This window comes from Carnobacterium sp. (assembly GCF_045617425.1).
Taxonomy (GTDB): domain Bacteria; phylum Bacillota; class Bacilli; order Lactobacillales; family Carnobacteriaceae; genus Carnobacterium_B.
The window spans coordinates 128,055-154,050 of the sequence record NZ_JAZLIO010000006.1 but is presented as its reverse complement, the minus strand read 5'-3'; the positions used below and the strand labels follow the sequence as shown (position 1 = coordinate 154,050).

At 38.3% G+C, this 25,996-nt stretch carries 25 protein-coding genes and 1 other annotated feature; of the genes, 4 read left to right on the top strand and 21 right to left on the bottom strand.

Annotated features, from left to right (window positions below):
• Window positions 1-61: 61 nt before the first annotated feature.
• Complete coding sequence (locus tag ACKI3H_RS02935; protein WP_407370789.1) at window positions 62-874, bottom strand: alpha/beta fold hydrolase; 813 nt, start codon at window positions 872-874, stop codon at window positions 62-64.
• A gap of 242 nt (window positions 875-1,116) precedes the next feature.
• On the opposite strand from ACKI3H_RS02935, the gene ACKI3H_RS02930 reads away from it, so the two are divergent.
• The gene (locus ACKI3H_RS02930) at window positions 1,117-1,515 is read left to right on the top strand and encodes a VOC family protein (RefSeq protein ID WP_407370788.1); all 399 of its coding nucleotides are present in this window, start codon (window positions 1,117-1,119) and stop codon (window positions 1,513-1,515) included.
• 109 nt (window positions 1,516-1,624) lie between these two features.
• Here the strand turns inward: ACKI3H_RS02930 and ACKI3H_RS02925 are convergent, their stop codons facing one another.
• From ACKI3H_RS02925 to ACKI3H_RS02915, 3 genes are read right to left on the bottom strand one after another with little or no spacing between them, the layout of a single operon-like run.
• Window positions 1,625-2,383: an ABC transporter ATP-binding protein gene (locus ACKI3H_RS02925; protein ID WP_407370787.1), complete on the bottom strand. Its 759-nt coding sequence runs from the start codon at window positions 2,381-2,383 to the stop codon at window positions 1,625-1,627.
• Between the two features lie 2 nt (window positions 2,384-2,385).
• Window positions 2,386-3,453, bottom strand: coding sequence for a FecCD family ABC transporter permease (locus ACKI3H_RS02920; RefSeq protein ID WP_407370786.1), 1,068 nt, complete (start codon window positions 3,451-3,453; stop codon window positions 2,386-2,388).
• A gap of 24 nt (window positions 3,454-3,477) precedes the next feature.
• The gene (locus ACKI3H_RS02915; RefSeq protein WP_407370785.1) at window positions 3,478-4,518 is read right to left on the bottom strand and encodes an ABC transporter substrate-binding protein; all 1,041 of its coding nucleotides are present in this window, start codon (window positions 4,516-4,518) and stop codon (window positions 3,478-3,480) included.
• Window positions 4,519-5,196: 678 nt separating this feature from the next.
• Here ACKI3H_RS02915 and ACKI3H_RS02910 point away from each other — a divergent pair.
• The gene (locus ACKI3H_RS02910) at window positions 5,197-6,468 is read left to right on the top strand and encodes a DEAD/DEAH box helicase (RefSeq protein ID WP_407370784.1); all 1,272 of its coding nucleotides are present in this window, start codon (window positions 5,197-5,199) and stop codon (window positions 6,466-6,468) included.
• 279 nt (window positions 6,469-6,747) lie between these two features.
• On the opposite strand, the gene sufB is transcribed toward ACKI3H_RS02910, so the two are convergent.
• The 5 genes from sufB to sufC are packed head-to-tail and all read right to left on the bottom strand — an operon-like array spanning window position 6,748 to window position 11,899.
• Window positions 6,748-8,142: a Fe-S cluster assembly protein SufB gene (sufB, locus tag ACKI3H_RS02905; protein WP_407370783.1), complete on the bottom strand. Its 1,395-nt coding sequence runs from the start codon at window positions 8,140-8,142 to the stop codon at window positions 6,748-6,750.
• Window positions 8,142-8,606 carry a Fe-S cluster assembly sulfur transfer protein SufU gene (gene sufU / locus ACKI3H_RS02900; RefSeq protein ID WP_407370861.1) on the bottom strand — a complete coding sequence of 155 codons (465 nt, stop codon included), beginning with the start codon at window positions 8,604-8,606 and terminating at the stop codon, window positions 8,142-8,144. The genes sufB and sufU overlap by 1 nt, the downstream gene beginning before the upstream one ends.
• Window positions 8,593-9,831 carry a cysteine desulfurase gene (locus ACKI3H_RS02895; RefSeq protein WP_407370782.1) on the bottom strand — a complete coding sequence of 413 codons (1,239 nt, stop codon included), beginning with the start codon at window positions 9,829-9,831 and terminating at the stop codon, window positions 8,593-8,595. Before ACKI3H_RS02895 ends, sufU begins: the two co-directional genes overlap by 14 nt.
• Window positions 9,828-11,114 (bottom strand): Fe-S cluster assembly protein SufD, encoded by a 1,287-nt coding sequence (gene sufD, locus ACKI3H_RS02890; protein WP_407370781.1) that lies wholly within the window; start codon window positions 11,112-11,114, stop codon window positions 9,828-9,830. Before sufD ends, ACKI3H_RS02895 begins: the two co-directional genes overlap by 4 nt.
• Before the next feature lie 11 nt (window positions 11,115-11,125).
• Entirely contained in the window at window positions 11,126-11,899 is a 774-nt protein-coding gene (gene sufC, locus ACKI3H_RS02885) for a Fe-S cluster assembly ATPase SufC (RefSeq protein WP_407370780.1), read from the bottom strand.
• A gap of 252 nt (window positions 11,900-12,151) precedes the next feature.
• Here sufC and ACKI3H_RS02880 point away from each other — a divergent pair, with 252 nt between their 5' ends.
• The gene (locus tag ACKI3H_RS02880; RefSeq protein WP_407370779.1) at window positions 12,152-12,880 is read left to right on the top strand and encodes a gamma-glutamyl-gamma-aminobutyrate hydrolase family protein; all 729 of its coding nucleotides are present in this window, start codon (window positions 12,152-12,154) and stop codon (window positions 12,878-12,880) included.
• Between the two features lie 82 nt (window positions 12,881-12,962).
• Here ACKI3H_RS02880 and ACKI3H_RS02875 read toward each other — a convergent pair whose 3' ends face one another.
• The 5 genes from ACKI3H_RS02875 to ACKI3H_RS02855 form a co-directional block, all read right to left on the bottom strand.
• Window positions 12,963-13,436, bottom strand: coding sequence for a PH domain-containing protein (locus tag ACKI3H_RS02875; protein ID WP_244877168.1), 474 nt, complete (start codon window positions 13,434-13,436; stop codon window positions 12,963-12,965).
• On the bottom strand, window positions 13,426-14,946 hold the full coding sequence (locus ACKI3H_RS02870; protein ID WP_407370778.1) for a PH domain-containing protein: 1,521 nt from the start codon (window positions 14,944-14,946) through the stop codon (window positions 13,426-13,428). The genes ACKI3H_RS02875 and ACKI3H_RS02870 overlap by 11 nt, the downstream gene beginning before the upstream one ends.
• Window positions 14,939-15,421, bottom strand: coding sequence for a PH domain-containing protein (locus ACKI3H_RS02865; RefSeq protein ID WP_407370777.1), 483 nt, complete (start codon window positions 15,419-15,421; stop codon window positions 14,939-14,941). The genes ACKI3H_RS02870 and ACKI3H_RS02865 overlap by 8 nt, the downstream gene beginning before the upstream one ends.
• Before the next feature lie 131 nt (window positions 15,422-15,552).
• Window positions 15,553-16,890: a PTS cellobiose transporter subunit IIC gene (gene celB / locus ACKI3H_RS02860; protein WP_407370776.1), complete on the bottom strand. Its 1,338-nt coding sequence runs from the start codon at window positions 16,888-16,890 to the stop codon at window positions 15,553-15,555.
• A gap of 119 nt (window positions 16,891-17,009) precedes the next feature.
• Window positions 17,010-18,434, bottom strand: a complete 1,425-nt coding sequence (locus tag ACKI3H_RS02855; protein ID WP_407370775.1) for a 6-phospho-beta-glucosidase — start codon at window positions 18,432-18,434, stop codon at window positions 17,010-17,012.
• A 189-nt stretch (window positions 18,435-18,623) separates the two neighbouring features.
• Between ACKI3H_RS02855 and ACKI3H_RS02850 the strand changes: the two genes are divergently transcribed.
• On the top strand, window positions 18,624-19,595 hold the full coding sequence (locus ACKI3H_RS02850; RefSeq protein ID WP_407370774.1) for a LacI family DNA-binding transcriptional regulator: 972 nt from the start codon (window positions 18,624-18,626) through the stop codon (window positions 19,593-19,595).
• 164 nt (window positions 19,596-19,759) lie between these two features.
• Here ACKI3H_RS02850 and ACKI3H_RS02845 read toward each other — a convergent pair whose 3' ends face one another.
• The 7 genes from ACKI3H_RS02845 to ACKI3H_RS02815 all read right to left on the bottom strand — a co-directional run bounded on the left by ACKI3H_RS02845 (window position 19,760) and on the right by ACKI3H_RS02815 (window position 25,935).
• Window positions 19,760-20,605 carry a MetQ/NlpA family ABC transporter substrate-binding protein gene (locus tag ACKI3H_RS02845; protein ID WP_407370773.1) on the bottom strand — a complete coding sequence of 282 codons (846 nt, stop codon included), beginning with the start codon at window positions 20,603-20,605 and terminating at the stop codon, window positions 19,760-19,762.
• Window positions 20,606-20,725: 120 nt separating this feature from the next.
• Window positions 20,726-21,430, bottom strand: a complete 705-nt coding sequence (locus ACKI3H_RS02840; RefSeq protein ID WP_407370772.1) for a methionine ABC transporter permease — start codon at window positions 21,428-21,430, stop codon at window positions 20,726-20,728.
• Window positions 21,414-22,454 (bottom strand): methionine ABC transporter ATP-binding protein, encoded by a 1,041-nt coding sequence (locus ACKI3H_RS02835; RefSeq protein WP_407370771.1) that lies wholly within the window; start codon window positions 22,452-22,454, stop codon window positions 21,414-21,416. Before ACKI3H_RS02835 ends, ACKI3H_RS02840 begins: the two co-directional genes overlap by 17 nt.
• 67 nt (window positions 22,455-22,521) lie before the next feature.
• Window positions 22,522-22,785: a binding site (T-box leader), on the bottom strand.
• Between the two features lie 50 nt (window positions 22,786-22,835).
• Complete coding sequence (locus ACKI3H_RS02830) at window positions 22,836-23,186, bottom strand: glycine cleavage system protein H (RefSeq protein ID WP_407370770.1); 351 nt, start codon at window positions 23,184-23,186, stop codon at window positions 22,836-22,838.
• A gap of 23 nt (window positions 23,187-23,209) precedes the next feature.
• Window positions 23,210-23,566: an arsenate reductase family protein gene (locus tag ACKI3H_RS02825; protein ID WP_407370769.1), complete on the bottom strand. Its 357-nt coding sequence runs from the start codon at window positions 23,564-23,566 to the stop codon at window positions 23,210-23,212.
• A 28-nt stretch (window positions 23,567-23,594) separates the two neighbouring features.
• Window positions 23,595-24,770 (bottom strand): FtsW/RodA/SpoVE family cell cycle protein, encoded by a 1,176-nt coding sequence (locus tag ACKI3H_RS02820; RefSeq protein WP_407370768.1) that lies wholly within the window; start codon window positions 24,768-24,770, stop codon window positions 23,595-23,597.
• A gap of 169 nt (window positions 24,771-24,939) precedes the next feature.
• Entirely contained in the window at window positions 24,940-25,935 is a 996-nt protein-coding gene (locus ACKI3H_RS02815) for a YihY/virulence factor BrkB family protein (RefSeq protein WP_407370767.1), read from the bottom strand.
• Window positions 25,936-25,996: the final 61 nt, after the last annotated feature.

Below are 25,996 nucleotides of genomic sequence, written 5' to 3'. Positions count from 1 at the left end.
TGTGCAAAATAAATATATTAGACAACAAGCTAGAAACAAATTCTGTTTCTAGCTTGTTTCTTTAGTTCTTATTTTGAATAAACATCAGCATCGTCCGATTCAATTTTTCTGTCTCATCATGGAAAATCGCATGTCCGCTCTTTCTAAAGGACACGACAATAGTTTTAGAAATCAATTGAGTCATTTCTTCCACCACTTCATACGAACAAACAGTGTCTTTTTTACCATGACAAATCAAGGTCGATACCGTAATTTTTTCAAGGTCTTCTCGTACATTCTCATCTCGCATAGCCAGTGCTGAAAGAATCATCCCATAAGAAGAAGACCTTAATGCCAAATTTGTCAGCCAACCTTTATAGGAGACTAAGGTTTTCTCATGAAACAGCTTTTTAATAAATTCTTGAATCAGTTTAGGACGATCAACTTGAATTTGTTCCATCATAGCTGTGATTTCCGACTTTTTAATCCCAATGGAGTAAGCAGGTTTCTTAGCAAATTGAGGAACTGCTGCACTGATCAAAATCAGCTTCTTAATTCCAAATCCCTTATGACGAGCCATGTACCGCGTGGCAACCGCTCCGCCCATTGAAAACCCGACTAAAATAGCCTCTTCAATGTGTAAGTCTTCTAAAACTCTCTTAACATCGTCCGCAAGTGTATTGTAGCCGTAATCTTCAATCACTAAATCTGACTCACCAAACCCACGAAAGTCGATTCCAATCATGCGATACCCTCTAGGCAAAAAGTAATTGTATTGGTATTCAAACATCTGATGATCAAACGGCCACCCATGCAAGAAAACAATTGGCTGTCCATCTCCTACATCTTCCACTGCAATAGACGCATGATTCGTTCCCGTAATCATTTTTTTCATCTTAGTTGCCTCCTAGTACCTTCTCTACCTAAGTATAATAGAAGAGCTTCTTTTTTAACGAAATAAAGCTCAGAGTGTCTCACCAAATTGTCGGTTTTAGCCTTCATTTCTTACTCGTATAGACATGGCATAAACCTTAGAATGACTAGCGCAATTTAATCTCCTATTTTTGACAAAAAAGTTTCCTCGTGAGATGCTTTACTTGTAATAAAATCAGTCTATGAAGAGAATGGAGGATTTTTATGCCAACAATGGTTTTTGTAAATTTCCCTGTATCTGATGTCAATCGCTCTGCTGCATTCTATGAAAAATTAGGTTTTGCTAAAAATAACGAATTCTCAAACGATGAAGCTGTCGCAATGGTTTGGGATGATCACTTTTGGATTATGCTGCTGAATCACAAATTTTATAGCCGTTTTCTTAAAGATAAAACAATTGCAAATACTCAAACTACTAGCAGCTCTCTAATTGCATTCAACTTGGAAAGTGCTGATGCAGTCAAAAAATTTGCTGAAACAGCAAAAACCAATGGCGGTGATTTCCACAAAGTAGATATGGGGATGTCTGAAGACCAAATGTTTGGACTTGAAGTACAAGATCCAGACGGAAATACCTTGGAGCCTAGTTGGATGGCTATGTAACTAGGTTTGTTCAAACCACTTAAATTACTAATTTGACGCAAAACACCTCTGTCGAATTCAATGTATTGGAATTCGACAGAGGTGTTTTAATAAAGACTTTTTCTTAGTTTCATAGAAATTCAATGGTTTGTTTACCTGAAATAGGGTTAACATAGGTATGACAATCCACTTCATACAATTCTTTAATGACCGCTTCTGTTAACACTTCCTCAGGTCTTCCCTCTTGAATGATCCGTCCATCTTTCATCGCATACAAGTAATCTGTAAAGCGTGCAGCTAGATTCAAGTCATGTAAAGCTGCTAATACACCAATAGGCAAAGAACCGACTGTTCTTAAAATACTCAATTGATGTTTGATATCCAAATGATTGGTGGGCTCATCTAAAACTAAAAATTTAGGTTGTTGGACCAAGGTTCTACCTAATATGACCCGTTGTTTTTCTCCACCGGACAGGGATAAAAAACTCCTATCCGCAATTTTTTCCAAATCTAGTTGAAGAAGAACCTGATCAACAATTTCATAATCTAAAGCACTGTCTCTCTCCATTAAACCTTTGTATGGTGAACGTCCGAGCAACAACATGTCACGGATAGAAAAATCAAAATTGATTTCGTGAAACTGTCCCACGACACCTAATTTTTTTGCGAGCTGTTTATTTGAAAGATCTTGAACGTTTTCATCACCCAGAGTAATAACTCCCTTACTTGGTTCAAGTAGTTTAGAAACACTTTTCAATAAAGTTGATTTCCCACAGCCATTCGGTCCGATTACACCAACAAACTGATTTTGACTAACGTGCAAGGAAATCCCTTCTATAATCTTTTGAGAGGCAATAGATACCGATACATTATCAATCGTTAAATTCATACTTACCCTCCAAACTCGTAGCCTTTTTTCACAAAAATATAAATAAACAGTGGTGCACCAATTAAAGAAGTCAAAATACCAATAGGCAATTCAATCGTTGGCAGGATAATACGAGACAAGATATCGCACCATACCATGAATAAGGATCCTGAAAAAACTGATAATGGTAAAAAGTATCGATGATTTGACCCGACTATCCCACGGACAATATGTGGGATAATCAACCCTACAAATCCAATCATTCCAGTATTTGCCACAATGACCCCTGTTAGAACCGACGTAATAACGAGATACAATTTGCGGTAAAATTTCAAATTCACTCCAAGCGTAATGGCTGATTCATCGCCTAATAACATAAGATTCAAGGTCCGTATTTGTGTTAAAAAGAAAAGCAAACAAACCAGGACAATGGTGGCTATTAAAGGTAACTTGAACCAACTGGCTCCGACTAAACTTCCCATCATCCAAAAAGTAACTGAACGAATCCCTTCCGCATCATTAGCGATATAAATAATGAAATTGGAAAAGGCTGTAAAGAGAGCATTTAATACCATCCCGGATAAGATCAATTTGATCGAATTCATTTGTCCAGTAGCATTCGACAAGAGTAAAACTAACAGAGCAGCTGTCACAGCACCTAAAAATGCCCAAAAAGATAAACCAAATTGAGACAATATACTGGTTCCCCCAAAACCAATCATAATAGCGAACGTTGCACCCAGAGAGGCTCCAGACGAAATGCCTAAGATATAAGGATCTGCGAGTGGGTTCTGGACCGTTGTCTGCATGACCGCACCGGCTAAGGATAATCCCATACCGGTGAGCATTGCTAAGAGTACCCTCGGAAAACGAATTTGCCAGATAATATTTTCGAAAGAATCAGAAGAACCTCCCGGTAAGTTATCAATCAATCCCCCTGACAAATTTTTAAGCAGTATTTGAAATGATTCTTTTAATGGTACAGCGACTTGTCCAATCGCGACACCGATTCCAACCGAAAAAATAATCAATACAATAAAAAGGAGTAAACACATATAAAATAATTTGCGTTGTTTATCGATGTGGTTCATCAGCTTACTCCCTCCTACTATAAATTAATTTTTTGACTGCATTTCAGCGCTGAGTTGTTCCATACCGGTTAAAATTTGGTACCCATAACTCCAGAACTGATTGTAATCGATCGTATAGATACGGTCTTCTTTGATTGCTGTCAGACTTGAAAGTGCGTCATTTGCTTTCAAATCAGCTAAGCTTTCTTTGGGATCGCGTCCACCCGTATAGTTAACCAATAACAATACATCTGGATCAGCTTCCAATAAAGCTTCGACACTGATTTCTCCCGTTGCATCTGCAAACGTATTTTCTAAGCTCATATAGCTTAATGCATCATTTAAGTAAGTGTCTGCTGCACCACTGTAAATATTCACGTTCGTACCTTCTGCTCCAAAAATATAAGCATAATCAAGTGTTTTCTGTTTATCCGGAATGGCTGCGGCGATCGCATCCATCCGTTTTTTTACGTCCGTTGAAAATTGTTGTGCCTTCTCTTCAACTGTAAACAATTTTCCTAACTGATCAATATCTGTATAGATATCTTCAAAAGTCGCACCAGTCGTTGATGTTGCTTGAATATAAGTCTGAATACCCACATCATTCAATTCTTCAACTGTTCCCGTTCCCCATTCGGCATTGGCAAACAGTTGCCCACGTCCCACAACAATATCCGGATCAGCTCCTACGACTAATTCCTTTCCAACATATCCTTCTGACAAAATAGGAATGTTTGAAAAATCTTCAGTTACCGTTTCATCGCCTTCACCGTATAAGGCAGCTACGCCTACAATGTCTTCAGCTAATCCAAGTTGGATCAGCAACTCTGCTGTTCCCTGATTATTGGCAACAATCGATTTGGGGCTGGATTCATACGTTATTTCTTTTTTTGAAAATACCGCGCCTTCTGATGATGTAGTGTAATTATCCAACGTTAATGGAAAAGTTGCTTTTTCTGTCTGTTCCGTTGACTGTTCATTCACAGCTGTCTGTTCTTCTGCAGCATTTTTTTGTCCACAAGCACCTAGCAAGAAAGTTGAAGCCGTAACAAGTCCTAAGTATTTTACTGTTTTTAGTATAGTCATTTTTCCATCTCCATTTATACTATTTATTTTTATCTCTATTTGTTCAGTTCTGCACTTTCATCCCTTTATTGATTATCTAAAACCAGATAATTAGATAAAACGAATCAAGCTTTTTAGGTGATAAGTATTTTCAATTCAATTATATGATTGAATTTTATTAAAGTAAATAGAAATGTTAAAATATTCACAAATAATCATAATAAGAATTACTATTTCGATATTTTTCTATTGGTTAATTAAAAAAAGACACGTAGACAAACTAAATTCACTAGAATTCTAAATCATATTCTAACTTGGTTAACTTATTATCATTTTCACTTGCAGACACTATTTTCTCTTTTTATTAAACAATAACTGTGAGATAAAACGATTTTTAAATTTCCATTCAATAAAGTAAAAATTATCATAAGATAAATAGTTACTTTTCCAAAAACAAGTATTTTTGGAAATCCTCTTTATATAAAAAATAAACATTAAAACCCCAAAATGGAATAATGTGACTCTCACTTCCATTTCTGATATAATAGGCCAGTCATGCTATTTCTCAGAGAAACTATATACTTGTTCGGATCAGGTCTGTTTTTGAAAGATAGTCAGACTCTTGTATGCTAAACCAACCTAATCCGAAACACATTCACAAAAATTAAATGCATGTATAACATGCCGAGGGAGAACCATTTGTTATTTAATGAATTAGAATTGAACCAACACCTATTGCACGCACTGAAAGAAGCAGGCTATACGAAAGCAACGCCCATCCAAGAGGATGCCATTCCGCATCTGCTGAACAACAAGGATTTGTTGGGCTGTGCCCAGACTGGTACTGGTAAGACAGCTGCCTTTGCCTTACCCATCCTTCAAAATATTATGGAAGAAAAAACCGTTGGAAAAGGGGCCATCAAAGCCTTAATCCTTGCTCCTACCCGTGAACTTGCTATACAAATCGGTGAAAGCTTCCAAACATACGCTAAATACCTTCCATTGAATATCCAAGTAATCTTTGGCGGCGTTTCTCAGAATCCTCAGACAGCCACGCTGAAACGCGGAACAGATATCCTAGTCGCAACACCAGGCAGACTGTTGGACCTTATCAGACAAGGATTTGTCAAACTTAACCAGGTTGATTTCTTCGTCTTAGACGAAGCAGATATGATGTTGGACATGGGGATGCTACGTGATGTACGCCATATTATCCGCGAATTGCCTAAGAAACGTCAAAGCATGTTCTTTTCAGCAACGATGCCGAGTGAAATCGAAAAACTTGCAGGAACCATTTTATCAAACCCGGTAAAAGTGGTGGTCAATCCGGTTTCATCAACTGTTGAAGTCATCCAACAGAACGTTTATCGCGTAGCCAAGACCGACAAAACTAACCTACTTATCTATCTTTTGAAGAATAAGCAGGTTGAGCGCTCCCTAGTCTTCTCCAGAACCAAGCATGGTGCCAACAAAATCGTCAAAAAACTTTTGCAAGCGGGTTTCTCCGCCGAAGCGATTCACGGCAACAAGTCCCAGAATGCGCGTCAGCAAGCTTTAGAAAACTTCAAGACCATGAAAACTAGCGTTCTCGTAGCGACAGACATCGCAGCCCGTGGTATCGATGTGCCTGAACTTTCGCAAGTTATCCAATTTGACTTGCCTGAAGTTCCAGAAACCTACGTTCACCGTATAGGCCGTACAGGACGCGCAGGGCTAAGCGGAAAAGCTATCTCTTTCTGTGATGAAACAGAATCAGACTTGTTGCGCGACATTGAAAAACTTAGTAAGAGGAAAGTTCCAGTCATAAAAGACCATCCTTATCTATTGAAAGAAGGCACTCAAGCACCAGCACAGCAGGCGAGAAAAGTTGTTGCCACGCGCAATAGTGGAGCACGCGCTAAAAATAAACAAGGTCGAAGAGGCGGTCAAAAAGCCGCACAAAGACCTCGTGTACAAACGAAAAACACGTAAAGTAACCGATTGACAAAGCCTTTTTTTGCCACCTCTTATGTGGGACTCGCACTTACATCTAGACTATTACTTCACTGGTCAAGATGATGAAATAAAAAAGGAAGGAAAGAAAGAAACCTTCTTCCATCATAAAAGAGCGAGGGTTCATGCATTCATTGCATGAACCCTCGCTCTTTATCATTGTTAAAACTCTTAAGCTAATGACCTATTAGATAACCAACTGAATTCAGAATAATTTTGTTCCATTAATACATTTCAAATTTTAAAATCTGAGTTATACTAACCCACTGACCCTTCCATCTCATATGCAATCAATCGGTTCAATTCCACGGCGTATTCCATAGGGAGTTCTTTGGAGAAGGGTTCGACGAAGCCCATGACGATCATTTCGGTGGCTTCTTGTTCAGTCAAGCCACGGCTCATGAGGTAATAGAGTTGTTCTTCTGAGATTTTTGAAACTTTGGCTTCATGTTCTAGTGAGACATTGCCGTTATGAATCTCGTTGAACGGAATCGTATCGGACTTGGATAAGTCATCCATGATGATCGTGTCGCATTCGATATGCGAGATGGATCCGCCTGAGTTTTTGCCAAACGTGACTTGTCCACGGTAATTCACTTCTCCACCGTCTTTCGCAATTGACTTTGAGACGATTGAACTGGAAGTGTTTGGTGCGTTATGAATCATTTTAGCCCCTGTATCTTGATTTTGCCCAGCTCCAGCCATCGCAATCGACAGCATTGTTCCTCTGGCTCCGCGGCCATTTAATTGGATACTTGGGTATTTCATGGTTGTTTTGGCTCCAAGGTTGCCATCGATCCACTCCATAGTGGCCCCTTCTTCGGCTACAGCGCGTTTCGTCACTAAGTTGTAGACATTGTTGGACCAGTTTTGGATCGTCGTGTAGCGGCAATAGGCGTCTTTTTTGACTACAATTTCAACGATAGCAGCGTGCAGACTACTAGATGAAAAAGTTGGTGCAGTACAGCCTTCAACATAATGCACACTAGCACCTTCATCTACAACGATCAATGTCCGTTCGAATTGGCCCATCGCTTCATCGTTGATTCGAAAGTACATTTGCAGTGGTACGTCACAGCGCACGCCTTTTGGAACATATATAAACGTTCCACCAGACCAGACTGCTGAATTTAAAGCTGCCAATTTATTGTCGGTTGCGGGTACGACTGTTCCAAAATGTTCTTTGAAGATTTCTGGGTATTCTTTTAGAGCTGTATCGGTATCGGTGAAGACAATCCCCATTTTTTCAAATTCTTCTTTCATGTTGTGGTAAACCACTTCAGATTCGTATTGTGCTCCGGCGCCCGCTAAATATTTGCGTTCGGCTTCTGGAATCCCAATGCGTTCAAAGGTTTCTTTGATTTTATCCGGCACGTCTTCCCAACTGCGCTCCGGTTGATTGCTGACGGTTTTGTAGTAGGTAATGTTATCAAAGTCGATTTCTGATAAATCCGCTCCCCATTCAGGCATCGGTCGTTTATTGAAATGATTATAAGCTCTCAAACGGTAATCCAACATCCAGTCTGGTTCTTGTTTACGTTTTGAAATTTCTCGAACGGTTGCTTCAGAATGTCCTTTACCTGTTGTATAAACAGATTTCACGTCATCATGAAAGCCGAATTGGTAATTCTCGCGTTCTGGTACTTCTCCCATTATTCTACACTCCTTGCTTTTTCTTCATCAGGCTCTTTTCCACTCAATGCTTTTTCCAGTGCTTTCCAAGATAACGTCGCACATTTGATGCGGGCAGGGAATTTTGCGACGCCATTCAATAATGCCGCATCCCCTAGCTCTTCCAGTTTTGGAACGTCTTTGCCTTGCACGAGCAGAGAGAATTGATCTGCTAAGGCTAACGCTTCAGAAACAGTTTTCCCAATTACGGCATCAGTCATCATACTGGCGCTGGCTTGGCTGATGGTACAACCGCTTCCATCAAACCGAATATCTTTAATCACTTGGTCTTCGACGACCAGTTGAAGCTGCATCACATCCCCACAAGTCGGATTAAGCAACTCAATTTGAGTCGTTGACTGCTCTAATTTCCCATGGTGATGAGGATGGCTGGAATGATCTAAGATGACTTGGCGGTACAATTGATCCAATTTAGTTAAGGCCATGAGTAAAAAACTCCTTTGTTGCCAGCAATGCTTCAATAAATTTATCCACATCTGCTGTCGTATTGTACAGATAAAAACTCGCTCGAGCGGTTGAATCCGCTGATAATCTGCGCATCAAGGGTTGAGCACAATGATGACCAGCTCGAATCGCTACCCCTTCCATATCCATAGCCGTTGCCACATCATGTGGATGAAGCCCATCTAGGTTGAACGTTACGATACCAGTCCGTTTCGCTAAATCTTTTGGTCCATAAATCGTTACTCCTGGGATTGCCATTAGTTTCGGCCACAAATAAGCCATCAATCCTTTTTCATGTTCTTGAATCGCTAACAGTCCAACCGTCGATAAATAATCGATGGCTGCGCCTAATCCGATGGCTCCCGCAATATTAGGGGTGCCTGCTTCAAACTTCCAAGGCAATTCTTTCCACGTACTATCTTGTTCATCCACCATAGCGATCATTTCTCCGCCAAATTCAACGGGTTCCATTTGTTCCAATAAGTGCCGTTTGCCATACAATACGCCAATACCAGTCGGTCCGACCATCTTGTGTCCACTAAAGGCATAAAAATCAGCATCCAACTCTTGGACATCCACTGGCATATGCGGAACAGCTTGCGCTCCATCGACCACTAATACGGCTCCTCTTGCATGGGTCAGTCGCGCAATCTCTTGAATGGGGTTAACGACCCCAAGAACATTGGAGACGTGCGCCAATGCTACGATTTTGGTCTTCTCGCTTAATTGAACGTGCAAACTCTCCATGTTCAATAAGCCTTCTTCTGTCAGCTCGATATATTTTAATGCAGCCCCTGTTTTCTTAGCCAACTGCTGCCAAGGAATCAAGTTCGAGTGATGCTCCATCACTGAAACTAGGATTTCATCTCCTGACTTCACGTTCGCTTCACCGTAGCTTTTAGCTACCCAGTTCAAACTAGTTGTGGTGCCACGAGTAAATAACACTTCAGCTGATTCATTGGCGTTGATAAAATGTTGTACTTTTTCACGCGCTGCTTCGTATTGCGTTGTTGCCCGTTCGGCCAACGTATGCACGCCACGATGGACGTTGGCATTGGCTTCACGGTAATAGGTTTCAAGTGCAGCCAGTACAGCTGTGGGTTTTTGAGTGGTTGCCGCATTATCTAAATACACTAATGGTTCATCGTTCACAATTTGCGTTAGAATCGTAAAATCGTTTTTCAATTGTTCGGCTGAAAAACTCATTTGCTTAACTTCCTTTCAATCGTATCCACTAATCCGTCACGCATGACTTTTAATGGTATCGCTGCGATAACGGAACCTAAGAATCCTCGAATGACTAAGAGTTCGGCTTCTTGTTTAGGAATGCCTCGACTCATTAAATAATACAAGTTTTCTGGGTCTACTCTGCCTACACTCGCTGCGTGTCCGGCCGTCACATCATTTTCATCGATTAACAGAATTGGGTTTGCGTCTCCTCTAGCGTGTTCAGACAACATCAAGATGCGGCTTTCTTGCTGAGCATCTGCCCCTTTAGCGCCTTTGATGATGTGTCCAATACCGTTAAAGGTTAACGTCGATTTCTCTAAAATCACACCGTGTTGTAGAATATGACCGATCGTATTGCGACCATAGTTGGTGACACGGGTATCGATGCCTTGTATCTGTTTACCCATACTGATGGCCACAACTTTGACTTCGCTGTGCGCCCCTTCTCCAATCAGATCGGTATCAAAGTCGGCAATCACATTTCCAGCATTCATAACGCCAATTGCCCATTCAATCGTTGCATCTTTGAGTGCATGTCCACGGCGATTGATATACGTAGTAGTTGTTTCTCCGATTTGATCGACCGCTGAGAATTTCACTTTCGCTCCGGGGTTGGCAATCACTTCCACAATAATATTAGCCGCATTTTTTTCGGTGCCAATGGTCTCGTATTTTTCGACATAGGTAAATTCACTATTGGTATCCGCAAAAATCAAAACATGCTTGATCCAGCTGTTTTGGACTTGACTATTTTGGACAAATAACGCTTCAAGAGGTTCATCAATCACGACATTTTTAGGAACATATAAGAACAAGCCACTGGTCATAAAGGCTGCATGAAAAGCGGTCAGTTTGTCTTCATCGTGTTCAACGGCTAGCTTCATATAGACCTTTTTCACTAAAGCTGGATGCTCTTGCAAAGCCGTAAAAATATCGGTAAAGATCACACCTTGTTCGATGTACTTCATCGGCAATTGTTCCATAACGGTTTGATTGCCGACTTGGATCACTCGCGGTGCATCGCTATCACCGGTTAAAAAATCTTCTGCCAACATGATCCCTTCTTCATAGCTGAATAGGTCAGGAACTTGCAGCAACGGCCAGCGTTGGTACTTAACTCTTTCAAAAGATGGGAGCTCTAAAGAGTTGATTTTAGTTAACGCTGATTTTCTAAATTCCATCATCCACAACGGTTCTTCATGCATCAATGAAAATTGCTGAACAGAGTCAAGATAATCTATATAATTGGTCTCTTTCATCTTGATCCTCCTTAATCGTCTTCTAACACAATATCTAAACCTAGTTCATCACGGATACCTTTGTAGCCTTCCGCTTCCAAGCGTTTAGCCAGTTCGGCTCCGCCTGTTTTAACAACAATACCGTTCATCATCACGTGGACCACATCTGGTGTCACATAATTTAACAAGCGTTGGTAATGGGTAATGATCAATGCCCCGAAGTTTTCACCGCGCATCGCATTGACTCCTTTTGACACGACTTTTAATGCATCAATATCTAGACCTGAATCAATTTCATCCAGAATAGCAAATGTTGGCTCGATCATCATCAATTGCAAGATCTCATTGCGTTTCTTCTCGCCACCGGAAAAGCCTTCATTTAAATAACGTTCAGCCATTTCTTCTGGCATATCCAATACTGCCATCTTGTCGTCTAACTTTTTGATAAAATTCATAACCGAGATTTTATCGTCTGCTGGTCTTCTAGCATTGATTGCTGCACGCATAAATTCCGCGTTCGTGATACCCGCAATCTCGCTTGGGTATTGCACAGCTAAAAACAATCCTGCTCGAGCACGTTCATCAACGGCCATTTCTAAAACATCTTGTCCATCTAATAAAATCTCACCTTCTGTAACGGTATAGCTCGGATGGCCCATGATAGCGGCGGATAAAGTTGATTTCCCCGTTCCATTTGGTCCCATGATGGCATGAATTTCGCCTGTTTTCATTGTTAAGTTGACACCTTTTAAAATTTCTTTGTCTTCTATCGATACATGTAAGTTCTTCACTTCTAATACGGACATAGCTTGGATTCGCTCCTATGCTTTAGAATTTTTTCACAAATGATGTTTCTTTGGAATTATTGTCTTTCTTACTTTATATTTTAGACTAACCCTCTTGCTTTCGCAATCTTATTAACAAATGCTCTGAAGTTACTTTTCTGCTATAATCAGGTAAACTAATAATGAAAAAAGAAGCTGGCAGAACCAGACCTATTACTTAAATGTGCTGTGTTTTAGTTGTCCTGCTTTTATTAATGAAAGGACGGATTGTTTATGAAACCATTAATTGGAATAGCCGGAAATATTTTGTTGAACAATGCCGACCTGAACGGCTTACCAATCACTTACACACCACAAGGATTTGTTAACGGCGTTCGTCAAGCTGGCGCTATCCCTGTTGTTTTCCCAATCAGCGACCCGACTGAAGCAAAAGATTACCTATCAAAAGTTGATGGTCTACTATTAGCTGGTGGACAAGATGTGTCACCGTTGTTATTTGGCGAAGAACCCAGCTTAAAATTAGGTGCGACCAATCCAGCACGTGATGCATTTGAGATTGCACTTGTAAAAGAAGCGATTCACCAAGCAAAACCAATTTTTGCTGTTTGCCGCGGCTTGCAACTCGTGAACGTTGCTTATGGCGGAACACTTTATCAGGATGTTTCGGATTACCCTGACTTGACCGTTCAACACATTCAATTGACACACTTTGAAACCGGTGCTCACACAATCACCATTGATCCTGAAAGTAAGATTGGAAAGATTTTTGGCGACCAATATGTAGTCAATACGTATCACCACCAAGCCATCAAAGAATTAGCTGAACCATTTAAAGCTGTGGCTTGGAGTAAAGACGGCTTAATCGAAGCCTTCGAAGCAAAATCTCCCAACCAAAGTATCGTAGCCGTGCAATGGCACCCTGAATTAATGATTCCTTATGATTTGATGATGCAACGTTTATTTACAGACTTTGTCAAACGCACCATCAAAAAAATGAATTAAAAAAAGCTCGTTCAGATTCTTTCCTTCACAACAGTAGTCCTTCTACTATTGTGGGTCAGATCATGAACGAACTTTTTTTGTATTATAAACTGTTGCGGATTAATCGCTGAATCCTTTTTTTTAATTCCAGAGCCTCTTCTTCAGGCATCTCCGGCAACTTATGACTTGTAGCAGCTGTTGAGATAGTTAACGACATGACGCCTAATTTTTTGGCTAACGGTCCGACATTCGATTCAATATTTTGGATGCGAATGATGGGAATCGTGATTCGTTTTTTAATAAAAATACCTGAGATGAAATCAATCTCATCCATTCGATAGTTTACTCTCCAAGACCGATAATGCCACGTTGGCAATACATAAATAGAGATAAATCCTCCAACCAGAGCCAAAGCAATAGTAATATAGATACCTTCTTCTGGCAATGGAGTATGGGGCATGATTTGGTAAAAAAAGTTATACACCAGTGCAACAATGACCATTGGAATGCTGTTCATAAACCCACGTATCCGCCATAATTTTAAAACTAGAGGATCCAGCTCTTTTTCAGGCTCCATGCTTTTCACTCCTCTCTTTTGCCATGAACCAATCAAATAGCCGCTCACAGTCGGCTTCTTCGATAAAAGACAATTCTTTACTCTGGGATGTATCCCCTAAAGCACTAAAGACTTCTACTTTTCCCAATTGACTTCTTTTTAAAAAGGGATTTTGTTTGACCGTTAAATTTAAAATACGGTCTTTACGCAAGTACATGATCTCGGTACCTAGAAATGTTGTCAACTGAAAGGTCATTTCTTCTGTGGATAAAGCATACCCTGTTTTTTTGTAACTACGGTAGCCATAAAAAAGTGACAGCAAGCTACCCACTAAACCGATCGTCCATGCGTAAGGCCATAAAAAGTAAGAAACTAAAGCAGCTGCAATAATCCAGAATAGCAATGGAAATTGTACAAATCGTCTAAATGATCGAATTGGAATGATTGTTTGAGCAGGCTGAAAGTTAAACTGAGGAATGATTTCAGCTCTTAACGCTGCAAGTTGATCTTTTTTTACCAGCGGCAGCAACAGAACTTTTCCATCTTCAGTCATTTCACTCACAGAATCTTTCTTATCCACTTCATCATCACTTGTGATGCCTACCCAAAAGGTTGTATAGCCCGTTAGTTTTTGCAACCAATTTTGTTTTTCCCACACACTTTGAATATTGGCTAAAGCAATCGTCTGGCTTTTAACTTCGAGCAGGCCTTTTTCAATAGTCACGTGATTTTTTGTTAATTCGACTTTGTATTCAAAATTCTTAATAATCGAAAGCACTGTAGCTACAACATACAATAAGATAAACAGTAATACGCCGATAAAAATGAAAGAGGCAATCGCCGTTTGACTAAAGATTGTCCCCGCTTGATTGAAAATTGAATCAGGAATGAACTCCCCAAAAACATTTATTGCTCCTACCATTATAATCAGGCCTTTAAAAACAGTCCCTCCCATAAAATTCATTTTGAGGATATCTACTAAACTCATGGAATACATTTTTTTTGTGACTCCTGCTTCTTGCAAGGAGAATCCACTGTGTCGGTCGGTCTGCTTCTCATCATGTTCTTCATTGCTATCCCTGTCAGCATCAAGCGATGTCTCTTTAAGGTAATGCAGTTGATTCGCCAATTTCAGTGCATCTTCTTTAGACAATGCATCTAACGATATCCCTTTTCCAGGAGTCTTAATCTCCAACTTTGTGACATTAAAAATACGATGAATCAAGTTTTCACTGTAATCAATGCTTTGAATCCGACTAATTTGAACGTCTTTTTCTTTTTGAATAAATAATCCGCTTTTTACTACAAATCGATTTCCCGCGATCCAAAAAGTTGTCCGTATGTACCTTAAAACGTCCACTAGATAAGACAAGCCAAAAATCGTAAAGAACAGTAGTGGCAAAACAAATCCAAAACCTTCCATGTCTGGGCCAGTAAAAGCAAAGAAAAGAATCGGCAAGATAAAAGAAATCAAGCGTTTATAAGCCTCAGTAACCAGTGTTAATGGGTGTAATTTTTTTTCATTATACATCTGATTTCACCGCCTTTATCTGTTCCAGCAATTGAATTCTTAACTCTTCTGCATCTTTTTTCAACATTAATGGAATCTCATGTCCTGTTCCTGCCGTAAAGACTTCAATTATTTGGATCCCATATTTCCTAGTCAATGGTCCTTCTTTAACGACCACGTGTTGGATTCGCTCAATTGGGATCAACGCTCTCTTTTTAAAAAAGAGGCCATTCATAATTTCAAGATGAAGCCTATGCATTTCATAGCGTACAGCCTTTAACTTTAAATAAGGCAATAAGAATAGACTCAATAAAAAGTCAATGATCGGCAAAACAATCCAGATGGCCATCAACCAGATTGGCCAATTAAATTGGATAGTCAAAAACATTAAAAGGACAAAAACAGCTAAGGTAAAAAAACTTTCAATAATATCTTTTGTTCGTTCATAGCGAATGGCACGTTTATCTAATTTTTTCGCTGGCAATTCTTTATACACACTGATCACTCCCAACCATTATCCTTTCTTTGAGTGTATCATTATCTTGAAAAGAGTACTATCTTAAACGTTGTTTTAAAGACATAAAAAAAAACGAGTGATAAATCCACTCGTTTTTTTCACTGATTGAGTTAAACTGTTTTCGTTTCAGTAATAGAAATGGCTTCTTCCATTTCATTATTTACAGCATCTTGACCTTCCATTTCAATCTTGTAGGCTTTGTTATCAACTAGTTTAAAGAACGGATAGTAGATAACGGTACTGGCAGCAATTTGAATAATTTGGAAAACAGCGCCTCGCCAGCCGCTAACCAAGAAACCTGCAATGACTGGTGGTGTTGTCCATGGTATATTGGCACCATTTGTTATTGGAACGAGTCCAATCGACATCACAAAGTAAGTTGACACAGCCATTAGAATCGGAGTAATCAAAAATGGAATCAACATGATTGGATTCAAAACGATCGGTAATCCAAAAATCAATGGTTCATTGATATTAAACAAGGCTGGACCAAACGCTAATTTGCCCAATGTCTTAAACTGGGCTGACTTAGCCATCACTAAACAAAGTAAGGCTAGTCCAATCGTTCCACCTGCGCCTCCTACCTTTATAAAGTTTTGATAAAATTGATAGTTTACAATATGGGGTAGTGTTTCTCCTAAACTGAAAGCAGCAGCATTTTCTGCTGTTAACGATAGCCAAATGGGTTGCATCACTGCACCAACGATATTAGAACCATGGATCCCAAATGACCATAATAAAATTTCAAAAATGACAATAACCAATGTCGCTGGCAATGAACTACCTAAAGCAGTCAGAGGTGTTTGTAAAAATTGGAAAATAAATGTTTGAGCTGTTCCATATCCTGTAAAGCTAAATCCGATACGGATAAAGTTAAAGAATAAAATAACAAATAATGCCGGTATTAAAGCTGTAAATGATTTAGCTACATTTGGTGGAACAGATTCAGGCATTTTGATGGTCCAGCCTCTTGCAACGACCCAGCGAGTAACCTCAACTGATAAGATAGCTGTAATCATTCCTACAAATAATCCGCTGGCTCCTAAATTGTTCATCGGAATGCCAACTAACCCATCTTCTGTAGAAATAGTTGGTGTTAAAACTAGGAAAGCGACAACTGAAATAACGATTGCTGCTAGATCATCTAGATCATAGTATTCAGCTAATGATTTTGCGATACCAAAGATAACAAAAATCGTCATGATGTTCATAGTCATATCATACGGTACCATAAAGTAAGTCGTCCAATTTTCACCTAATAGCGAAGCCATAAAATCTGGGTAACCAGCTATAGGTAAGTTAGCGAACAAAAGAAATATCGAACCTAAGATCAAAATAGGCATAGCGCCAAAAAAACCTGTCTTTATAGCTGATAAATAGCGATTTGAATCCAGTTTATAAGCAATAGGTCCCATCTTATCTTGAAGAAATTCCATAAATTTATCCATTATCCATTCTCCCTCCAGTTATAAAAAAACGCTTACATATTATTTAAAAACAACTTACCTATAGTGATAGATTGAAGTCAATATAGGTAAGCATTGTCATCAGTATTTCTTACATCTTATTACTTAACCATTTGAACAGGTGCTTTAAAGTTGCTTTCCATCAAGTCATCAACATAACGAACTGTTTCTGGTTGATCAGCCTCGATTTCTTTGATTTTTTCTGCAAATTGTGGCAGATGTTCTTTATGTGCATACAACATTTCATCAAGAATCGTTTTGGCAAGCGTGCCACCTGGTACTAAAGGATTGATCGTAAAAGCTTGTAAAGCTGCTCCATAATTCCCTTCAATAGCTGCTCGAATGACCGTTTCTTCCATCGCTTTCATATTTTGAATGATGCCACGTGCTGCTGGCGTAAACGCGCCCCAGTTGTAAGGCTCCACTCCATGTGCCGTAACAGATCCAGATACTTCAACGATGCTGTCATATGGCAAGTCATCAATTGTACCATTGTTTTCCGTTGAAACGACCATATCTGTCCGCTTGTCATTTTGAATGGAAGCAATGATCTCACAAGCTGCATCACTATAATGAGTACCTCCTCGTTGTGACAGCTCTTCTGGTTTATAATTTAGAGCAGGATCTTTATATAATTCAAACAATCGTGCTTCCGTAGCTTTTACAACTTGAGCTCTTGTTTCACCATTCTCAAACTCTTCAATAGAGTGTTTTAACATCTCATCTTCAATGTAGTAGTAACGGTGGTATCCGCATGGCAACATACCCAAGTCTTTGATTTGTTCATAATGGAATTCAGCGTCATGGATATTTTTAAAGTCAGTATTTTCGCCATCTTTATGAGGCCCATAAATCATATCGATTAATTCAGCGGTTCTTTCTTTGCCAGTTTTATCCCACACACGGTGCCAGTGGAAATGATTGATTCCAGCAAATTTAAAGAACAGTTCATCTTCTGGTATCCCTAATTTTTGTGAAGCTGTCGAACAATGTCCAATCGGAACATTGCATAAGCCAACGGTTTTTTTCCACCCTCCATGTTTAATGGCTGCTTCAGTTACCATACCTGCTGGATTTGTGAAGTTGACTAACCAAGCATCCGGACAAACTTCTTTCATGTCCTTAATAATATCTAAAATGATTGGAATGGTTCTGAAAGCTTTAAACATTCCACCGGCTCCATTTGTTTCTTGACCTAATACACCATGGGATAATGGAATTCTTTCATCCTTGATTCGTGCATCCAACAACCCAACACGAAATTGAGTTGTAACGAAATCAGCATCTTTCAAAGCTGACTTTCTATCTAATGTTAGTTCGACATTCCAATCTAAACCGGCAGCCTCAATTTGACGCTTAGCCATTTCACCAACAATTTCAAGTTTTTCTTTTCCAGCTTCGATATCCACTAAAACGATATCTTTAATTGGCAGTTGATCCTTACGTTTGATATACCCTTCAATTAATTCCGGAGTATAACTTGATCCTCCACCAATTGTGACGATCTTTAATGCTGTTTTAGACATGTAATTTTCCTCCTATTTAAAACGTTTTCATTTCCTATATTTACTATAGTTTATGTAATGCATTACATGTCAAGGCCTAACTTTTTTTATTTCAAAAAAAAATTAATAGGTTTTTTTTTCGTATTTTTTCTAGCTATCATTTGGTATACTGATTAGGATACAACCGTTTACAGAAAGAGGTTTTTCGAAATGACGAATATGAAAGATATTGCAAAGATTGCTGGTGTTTCCTCTGCTACCGTTTCAAGAGTCATTAACAATAATGGCTATGTCAGTCATACTACTCGCCAAAAAGTCGAAAGCGCTGTCCAAAAGTTAGATTACGTTCCAAACAGTCAAGCGGTTTCGTTGAAAAAAGGTGCAACTAAAACTATTGGTATCATTGTGCCAAATATTACTGAAACCATTACTGTCTTAGTCAAAAATTTTACATTAGCTGCCCAAAAAAAAGGATATACCGTTATTCTCTATTTAACTGAAAATGATCCAAAAAAAGAATTAAATGCTTTAGAGTTGATGCGTAGAAAGCAATTAGATGGTATTTTTTTGATCATTCGTTCAAACGATTGGTCAACTATTGAATCATACACAAAATATGGTCCCATCGTTACCTGGCAAAGGGTTAAATCCTCTTGTATTCTATCTGTCTTTATTGATCAATATGATGGTTATCTTTTAGGACTTGAATATCTTTACGCTAAAGGGTGCCGTACGATTATTAATCTATATAGCGATATTCGACGCTTGAATACTAAAAGCCGAATCAAAGCGTATGAATATTTCTGTGAAAAATACAATTTGACGCCTCATTCACCCGAACAGTTCAATGATATCAACAGTATCCAAGATGGTGAGCGCATTGCACATTGGTTAGCCAAACAAAAAATCAAGCCTGACGCCTTCATGACAAGCTCTGATGCTGTTGCAGCTGGTCTAGTTTCTCAAGCAAAGCGTCTAGGGTTCTCATTACCAGAAGATTTTTCAGTGATTGGTTTTGATAATATTGAAATCTCGCATTTATTAGACATCACTACTATTGATTATTCTATACATAAGCAAGCCGAAAATGCGTTTAAAATGATCAACAATGAATTGTCTGTCCAAAAATTAACTTCTGATGAATTAGCTTTTACATTGATTCTGCGTAAAACAACAAAATAAAACAACAACAACCCTGAAAAATACAGAATTCAGATAAAGTTTTCCTTGTCTTTCTAAAAGTAATCTTTTTCATTCCGAAGTAAATTCAATCCAATCATCTTACCTTATTTAACCGCACAAAAAAAGTAAGAAGCCATTTTATTGACTTCTTACTTTTTTTCAGCTTATTCTTTTACAGGAACAACTGCTCCATCCCATTCTTCTAAGATGAAATCTTGAACTTCTTCAGATTTCAGTACTTCTACCAATTTCAAAATAGCTGGATCTTCAGCATCTTCTGAACGTACAGCAATAATATTCGCATATGGAGAAGATGAACTTTCAATAGCAATTGAATCGTCAAGCGGGCTGATGTCTTGATCTACAGCAAAGTTTGAATTGATAGCAATTAGTTCTGCCTCATCTTGTTGGTATAATGTCGTCATTAATGCTGGGTCATTTTCGTATTCAAATGTTAAATTTTTAGGATTTTCTTCAATGTCATCAAATGTCGCTGTTGTCAAGTCTACACCATCTTTAACTGTTACTAATCCTGCTTCTTCGAAAATTCCAATCACACGGCCCCAGTCTGCTTGGTTGTTGCTGACTAAGACAGTTGCGCCATCTTCTACATCTTCTAAGCTTTCATAACGTTGAGAAAAAATTGCTAAAGGTTCAATATGAATGTTTCCAGCATTCACAAAATCATAGCCATTTTCTTCTACAGCTGCATCAAAAAATGGAATGTGTTGGAAGTAGTTGGCATCAATTTCACCTTCATCCAATGCCACATTAGGTACAACATAATCATTGTATGTTGTAATGTCTAATGTAATGCCTTCTTCTTCAAGAATAGGTTGTGCGAACTCAAGAATTTCAGCATGTGGCACATTGCTGGCCCCAATTTTAATCGTTGTTTCTTCAGTTCCTGAACCATTTGATTCAGTATTGCCTCCTTCGTTGCCACAAGCAGCTAATGTTAGTACTACTCCAGTTGTTACTAATGCTGATAAAATTGTTTTCTTTTTCATTTTTAAATCCCCCTATTTTTTCATTAGTTTTTTTTTATGCTATTTAAATCCCCTATTTAAACTACAGTAGTTCTTTTTAATCAGCTAATGATGGTGATGTTCGTCTTTCACTTAGCTGTTTTAACGTTTGTCCACTTTCTTAACGATCACATCTCCAATGGCTTGAATAATAAAGACAATGACTAAAATGATCAAGGTTGCAACTAGAGTTACAGCTGGCTGGTTTCGTTGGAACCCATCGAGATAAGCGAGGTTTCCTAATCCACCTGCCCCAATCACACCGGCCATTGCGGTATACCCAACTAAAGATATGGTTGTGACTGTAATTCCTGATACAATAGCAGGTAGACTTTCTGGAATCAAGACTTTATAAATAATTTGCCATTTACTAGCTCCCATTGCTTCAGCAGCTTCAACGACACCTTTATCAATTTCTCGAAACCCAATTTCAACCAGTCGGGCAAAGAATGGTGCAGATGAAAGAATCAACGCCGGTAATGCAGCTGTTGGCCCAATAATCGAGCCTACAAGTGTTTTTGTAATTGGAATCAATAATACAATCAAAATAATAAATGGGATAGAACGGAAGATGTTGACTAAAATTGCGACAACTCTGTACAGTATTTTAGCTGCCAATGTATCTTTTCCATTTGTTTCATACAGTAGTAAACCTAGCAGCAATCCTGCGAAAAAGATGATGACTACTGATCCAATAGTCATACCGATCGTCTCTAAAGTTGCTTCTTGCATTTTTTCCCATTTAACTTCTGAAAAGTCGAGATATTGTGATAAAACACTCGCTCCTAAATTAAGCTTCGACAACATGTTCTACCACCTCTACTTCTACCTGGAATTTTCTTAATTCTTCAATAGCCACTTCGATTTTTTTATTCTCACCTGTCAGTTGGACATAAAGCGAACCAATTGCGCCATCTTGTGTTTGTTGAATGTTTCCTTGAATGATGCTTAAATCGACGCCATCTTCTCGAACGATTTTTGACATGATCGGCATCTTGGCTTGTTGGCCATGGAACGTTAAGTGAACAATTTTCCCTTCAGGATATTCTGCCAACAATTCTTCAAAAATCATATCAGTATCTTCACTGTCTGGATTTGCATCTTGGCGAATAAAACGTTTAGTAATGTCTTGTTGTGGTTTTTTGAATACATCAATGACAGAACCTTCTTCAACAATTTTTCCATCATCCATAACGGCAACCTTGTCACAAATTTTACGAATCACATGCATTTCATGTGTAATCAAGACAATCGTTAGGTTTAAACGCTTGTTGATGTCCAATAGTAAATCCAGTACTTCATCCGTAGTCTGTGGATCCAGTGCACTTGTTGCCTCATCACAAAGCAATAACGTTGGATCATTAGCTAGTGCTCGCGCAATTCCAACACGTTGCTTTTGACCACCTGAAAGTTGAGATGGATAAGCTTTTTCTCTTCCTTCCAACCCTACTAAACCAATAAGTTCTTTTGCTTTAGCTTCGCGTTCTTTTTTAGGTATTTTTGCCAATTCAAGCGGAAAAAGAATATTTTCTTCAACTGTCCTAGACCATAACAGGTTGAAATGTTGAAAGATCATCCCAATTTTCTGGCGTTCTTTTCTAAGAGATTTTCCTTTTAATTGTGAAATGATGTTCCCTTCAATAGCTACTGTACCGTCTGTTGGTGTTTCTAGTCCATTGAACATTCGGACCAACGTACTCTTTCCAGCTCCAGAATACCCAACGATTCCATAAATTTCACCATCTTGGATGGAAACATTGATATCTTTGACAGCCGTTAAACTGCCTTGTTTTGTTTGAAATACTTTTTTTATATTTTTTAATTCAATCACTTTTGATACACCTCCAAATTCATTCAAATAAAAAAACTTTCATCCCTATACTAAGCATGCTGCTTACTATAAGGACGAAAGTTCTGACTTTTCGTGTTACCACCTTAATTTGTTGATTCATCACTAAATCAACCTCATACAGTACTCAAGCATTTTTCAACTTTTTTATACTGTGGCACGTTATCGGGTGCACCCGGAATAAACTTATGCAAGGCATTCACTTATTCTGCTCAAAGACCATCTTCGGCTCAATTCCCATTACCTTTTTTCAGCAAACAAGGCTCTCTATAAATGGTTATTACGAACGTACTCTTCTTATCATCGCGTTATTGATATTTAACATATTCTAACAGAGCATTTTTTTTATGTCAACTTTAAATTTTAAACTTCAGCCGACAATTTTTCAAAAGCACCTGGCTCTACATCTTTTAATTCAAGAATCCAATTGTCATTTTTGTCCATGCTATTTAATTTTTCAGGATTATCTGTTAGTTCTGCATGGAATTGAACAACGACACCTGTTAATGGAGACAATAACTCAGTAACAGCTTTTGCTCCTTCGACTCCTAGTAAAACATCATTTTCTCTTACTTCTGCTAGCGTATTTGGAAGTTCAACAAACATGACTTCACCTAAATCATCTTGCCCTTTTTCAGATAACCCAATCCGGTAATTGTCGCCTTCTTTTAGTATCCATAAGCCATTTTCACTATATTTCATTTGCTTTTCCAATTCGATCGCTCCAATCTGGTTCTTTATTTTATCCAAGTTTGTTCATAAACGTCTTCTTTAAAACCAAGAGTCGTTATTTTGCCATCAGTTAGTAAAGGTCTTTTGATTAAAATTCCATCTGAAGCCAAAACAGCTGCACATTCAGTTATGTTCATATTTGGCACTCTATTTTTCAATCCTAATTCTCGGTAGCGATTCCCACTTGTGTTAAAAAAGCGAAGTACCGGTAGATCCGTTTGGCTCATCAAGTTGAGCAATGTTTCTTGTGTTGGTGGATTCTCGATCATATTTATCGCACGGTACTCGATTAAGTGGTCATCCAACCACTTCCTTGCTTCCTTACAAGTTGAACACGTCGGGTGTTGATAAAATTTAAGCATTGAAACTCCCTTCAATACAGTATTCATTTTATTTGAAATCTTCATCTTCTTCAGAGAACATGTAACTGCGGTAATGGTATCTCATGGACATAATAAGTCCGACACCCATCATGTTTCCTAACAATGCCGTTCCACCTTGAGAAATAAACGGCAACGGTATCCCGGTTAATGGAAGCAGTCCAATGCTCATCCCAACATTTTCAAAAACATGGAACAGAATCATCATGATAACGCCTGTTGCAATATACGCATAGAATTCGTTTTTCGTATCAAAACATATGCGGATCATTTGATAAATCAACAAGAAGTAGATAAAAATTAAAATACAACTGCCAAGAAAACCAAAATTTTCTCCAATCGTTGAAAAAATCATATCAGACTCTCGAACCGGCACATATACTTCTGATGTCCCAAATCCTTTACCAAACATTTTACCTGACCCAATCGCTTTAATACTCTGAATCAGTTGATAAGATGTATCTCCTGAATCTCCATATGGATTCAACCAAGAATCTATTCTTGCAAATTGATATTGTTGAAAACCCCATTTTAATAATAATTCACGATTGTACACAACTAGGATCAGTAATGTTCCACCAAGTGCGGCTACTCCTGTAAACAGTGGTAGAATGATTTTCCAAGTGACTCCTGAAATCAGCACTAAACCAATAATAATGGCAATAAACACTAATGTTGAACCTAAGTCATTTTGTAGCATAACCAGTACAAGTGGCGGAATAGAGGTTAATATAATTTTGCCTAACAATAAAAAATCGGATTTAGGATGGTGAGTCGGGTAATCGCCGTTATGTTTTGTAACGACACGTGCCAGCATTAGAATAAAGGCTATTTTCATGATCTCCGAGGGCTGAAAGGTTAAAGGACCTATCTTAAACCAGCTTTTCGCCCCGGTACTTAATTCAGTCGGCCGGTCATAAAAGAATAGCACCAACACTAACAGAAAGAGCCCAAAACCATAGGCTACCGGCGCCAATTTCCATAACTGTTCAGAATCAAACTGCATAATCACTACGATAGCAACTGCACCAACTACATACCAGATGACTTGCATCAATGTAGCACCGATTCCGGAGTTCCCAGTTAAATGAGTGGTTGAATAGATAGTCGCAATACTAATGATTGCTAGCAACAATACGGATAAGATAATCCCATAATCTATTTTTGTTTCTTTATTTTCTATCATTTTTTAAAATTCTCCTTGTGTCCTATCTATTAAAAAATGTCTTCATCAAACTTCATTCATTATATAAGAAAAACAATCTAAAAAAAAGGGCTGACTTATTTCTTAGAAAAATCTTACGGTGCTCTTCTAATTAACTCTGACTAAAGAAAAAAGAAAACTGAGTATTCACTCAGTCTTCTTTATGTTTCTCTACTGTTTTTAATTTCACTAATTTTTTATGTTGAATTGATTTTGAATCATCTGGATATTTTTTTTCCTTATCCTCTTTCTCTTCATTATCTTTTTCAACTTTAACTTCTTGAACTGATTTACCTGTTTTAATTTCAAAGTAAACAGCATTGATTAATGCACCTACCAGTAAGATTATAGCGGATAAATAGAGCCACAACATTAAAACAATGAAGACTCCAAACGTCGCACTAGCAGCCGCTTCCCCTCCAGCAAATTGTACGTAGAGTGTAAAGGCTTGTGATAAAATCAACCAACCTATCGTAGCAAATACTGCTCCTGGAAGAGCATACTTGATATGCATACGATGATTTGGTACTAAGAAATAAACCATTGTAATAATTAGAATCAAGACAATAAATAAAACCAACCATTTTAAACTAAATATTTGTAAAATGAAATCTAATTCAATACCTACAAAATCTTCAATGAATAATAAGATAAATTCACCAAATACAAAGACGAAAATCAGCACCCCTACAATCGCTACAATCGCTAACTGTACTAAGAAAGAGACTAATCGAACAATAATAAAATTATTTCTTTTTTCTACTCCATAGACGTCATTTAAAACATTTTGCAATGCATTAAAAGCTTTACTGGCCGACCACAGTGACGTAATCAAACCAATAGATATAGCGCCTCCGCTTGAACTATTCAAATAACTTTCTAAAATTGGAGCTAAAACATTGTAAATATCTGGTGGAACAGCTGTTTCTACCATTGGCAATATATCGGCAGCATCTATAGGGAAAAGAGGAATAACGTTCGCAACAACCAATAAAATTGGGAATAAAGATAGTAAAGTGAAATAAGCTAGTTCAGCTGCATTTGATGAAACTTCAGCTCTTGCCCAATTGGGTTTTAGTACTTCTAAAAAATGTTTAAACCTATCTTTAAAAGAAGCGGACTTGACATTCGTTGACAAAACAATCACATCCTTTACGTTAAGTTATGTATAGAAAAAGCATAGCATAGATGGATTTAAAAAGCTTTTA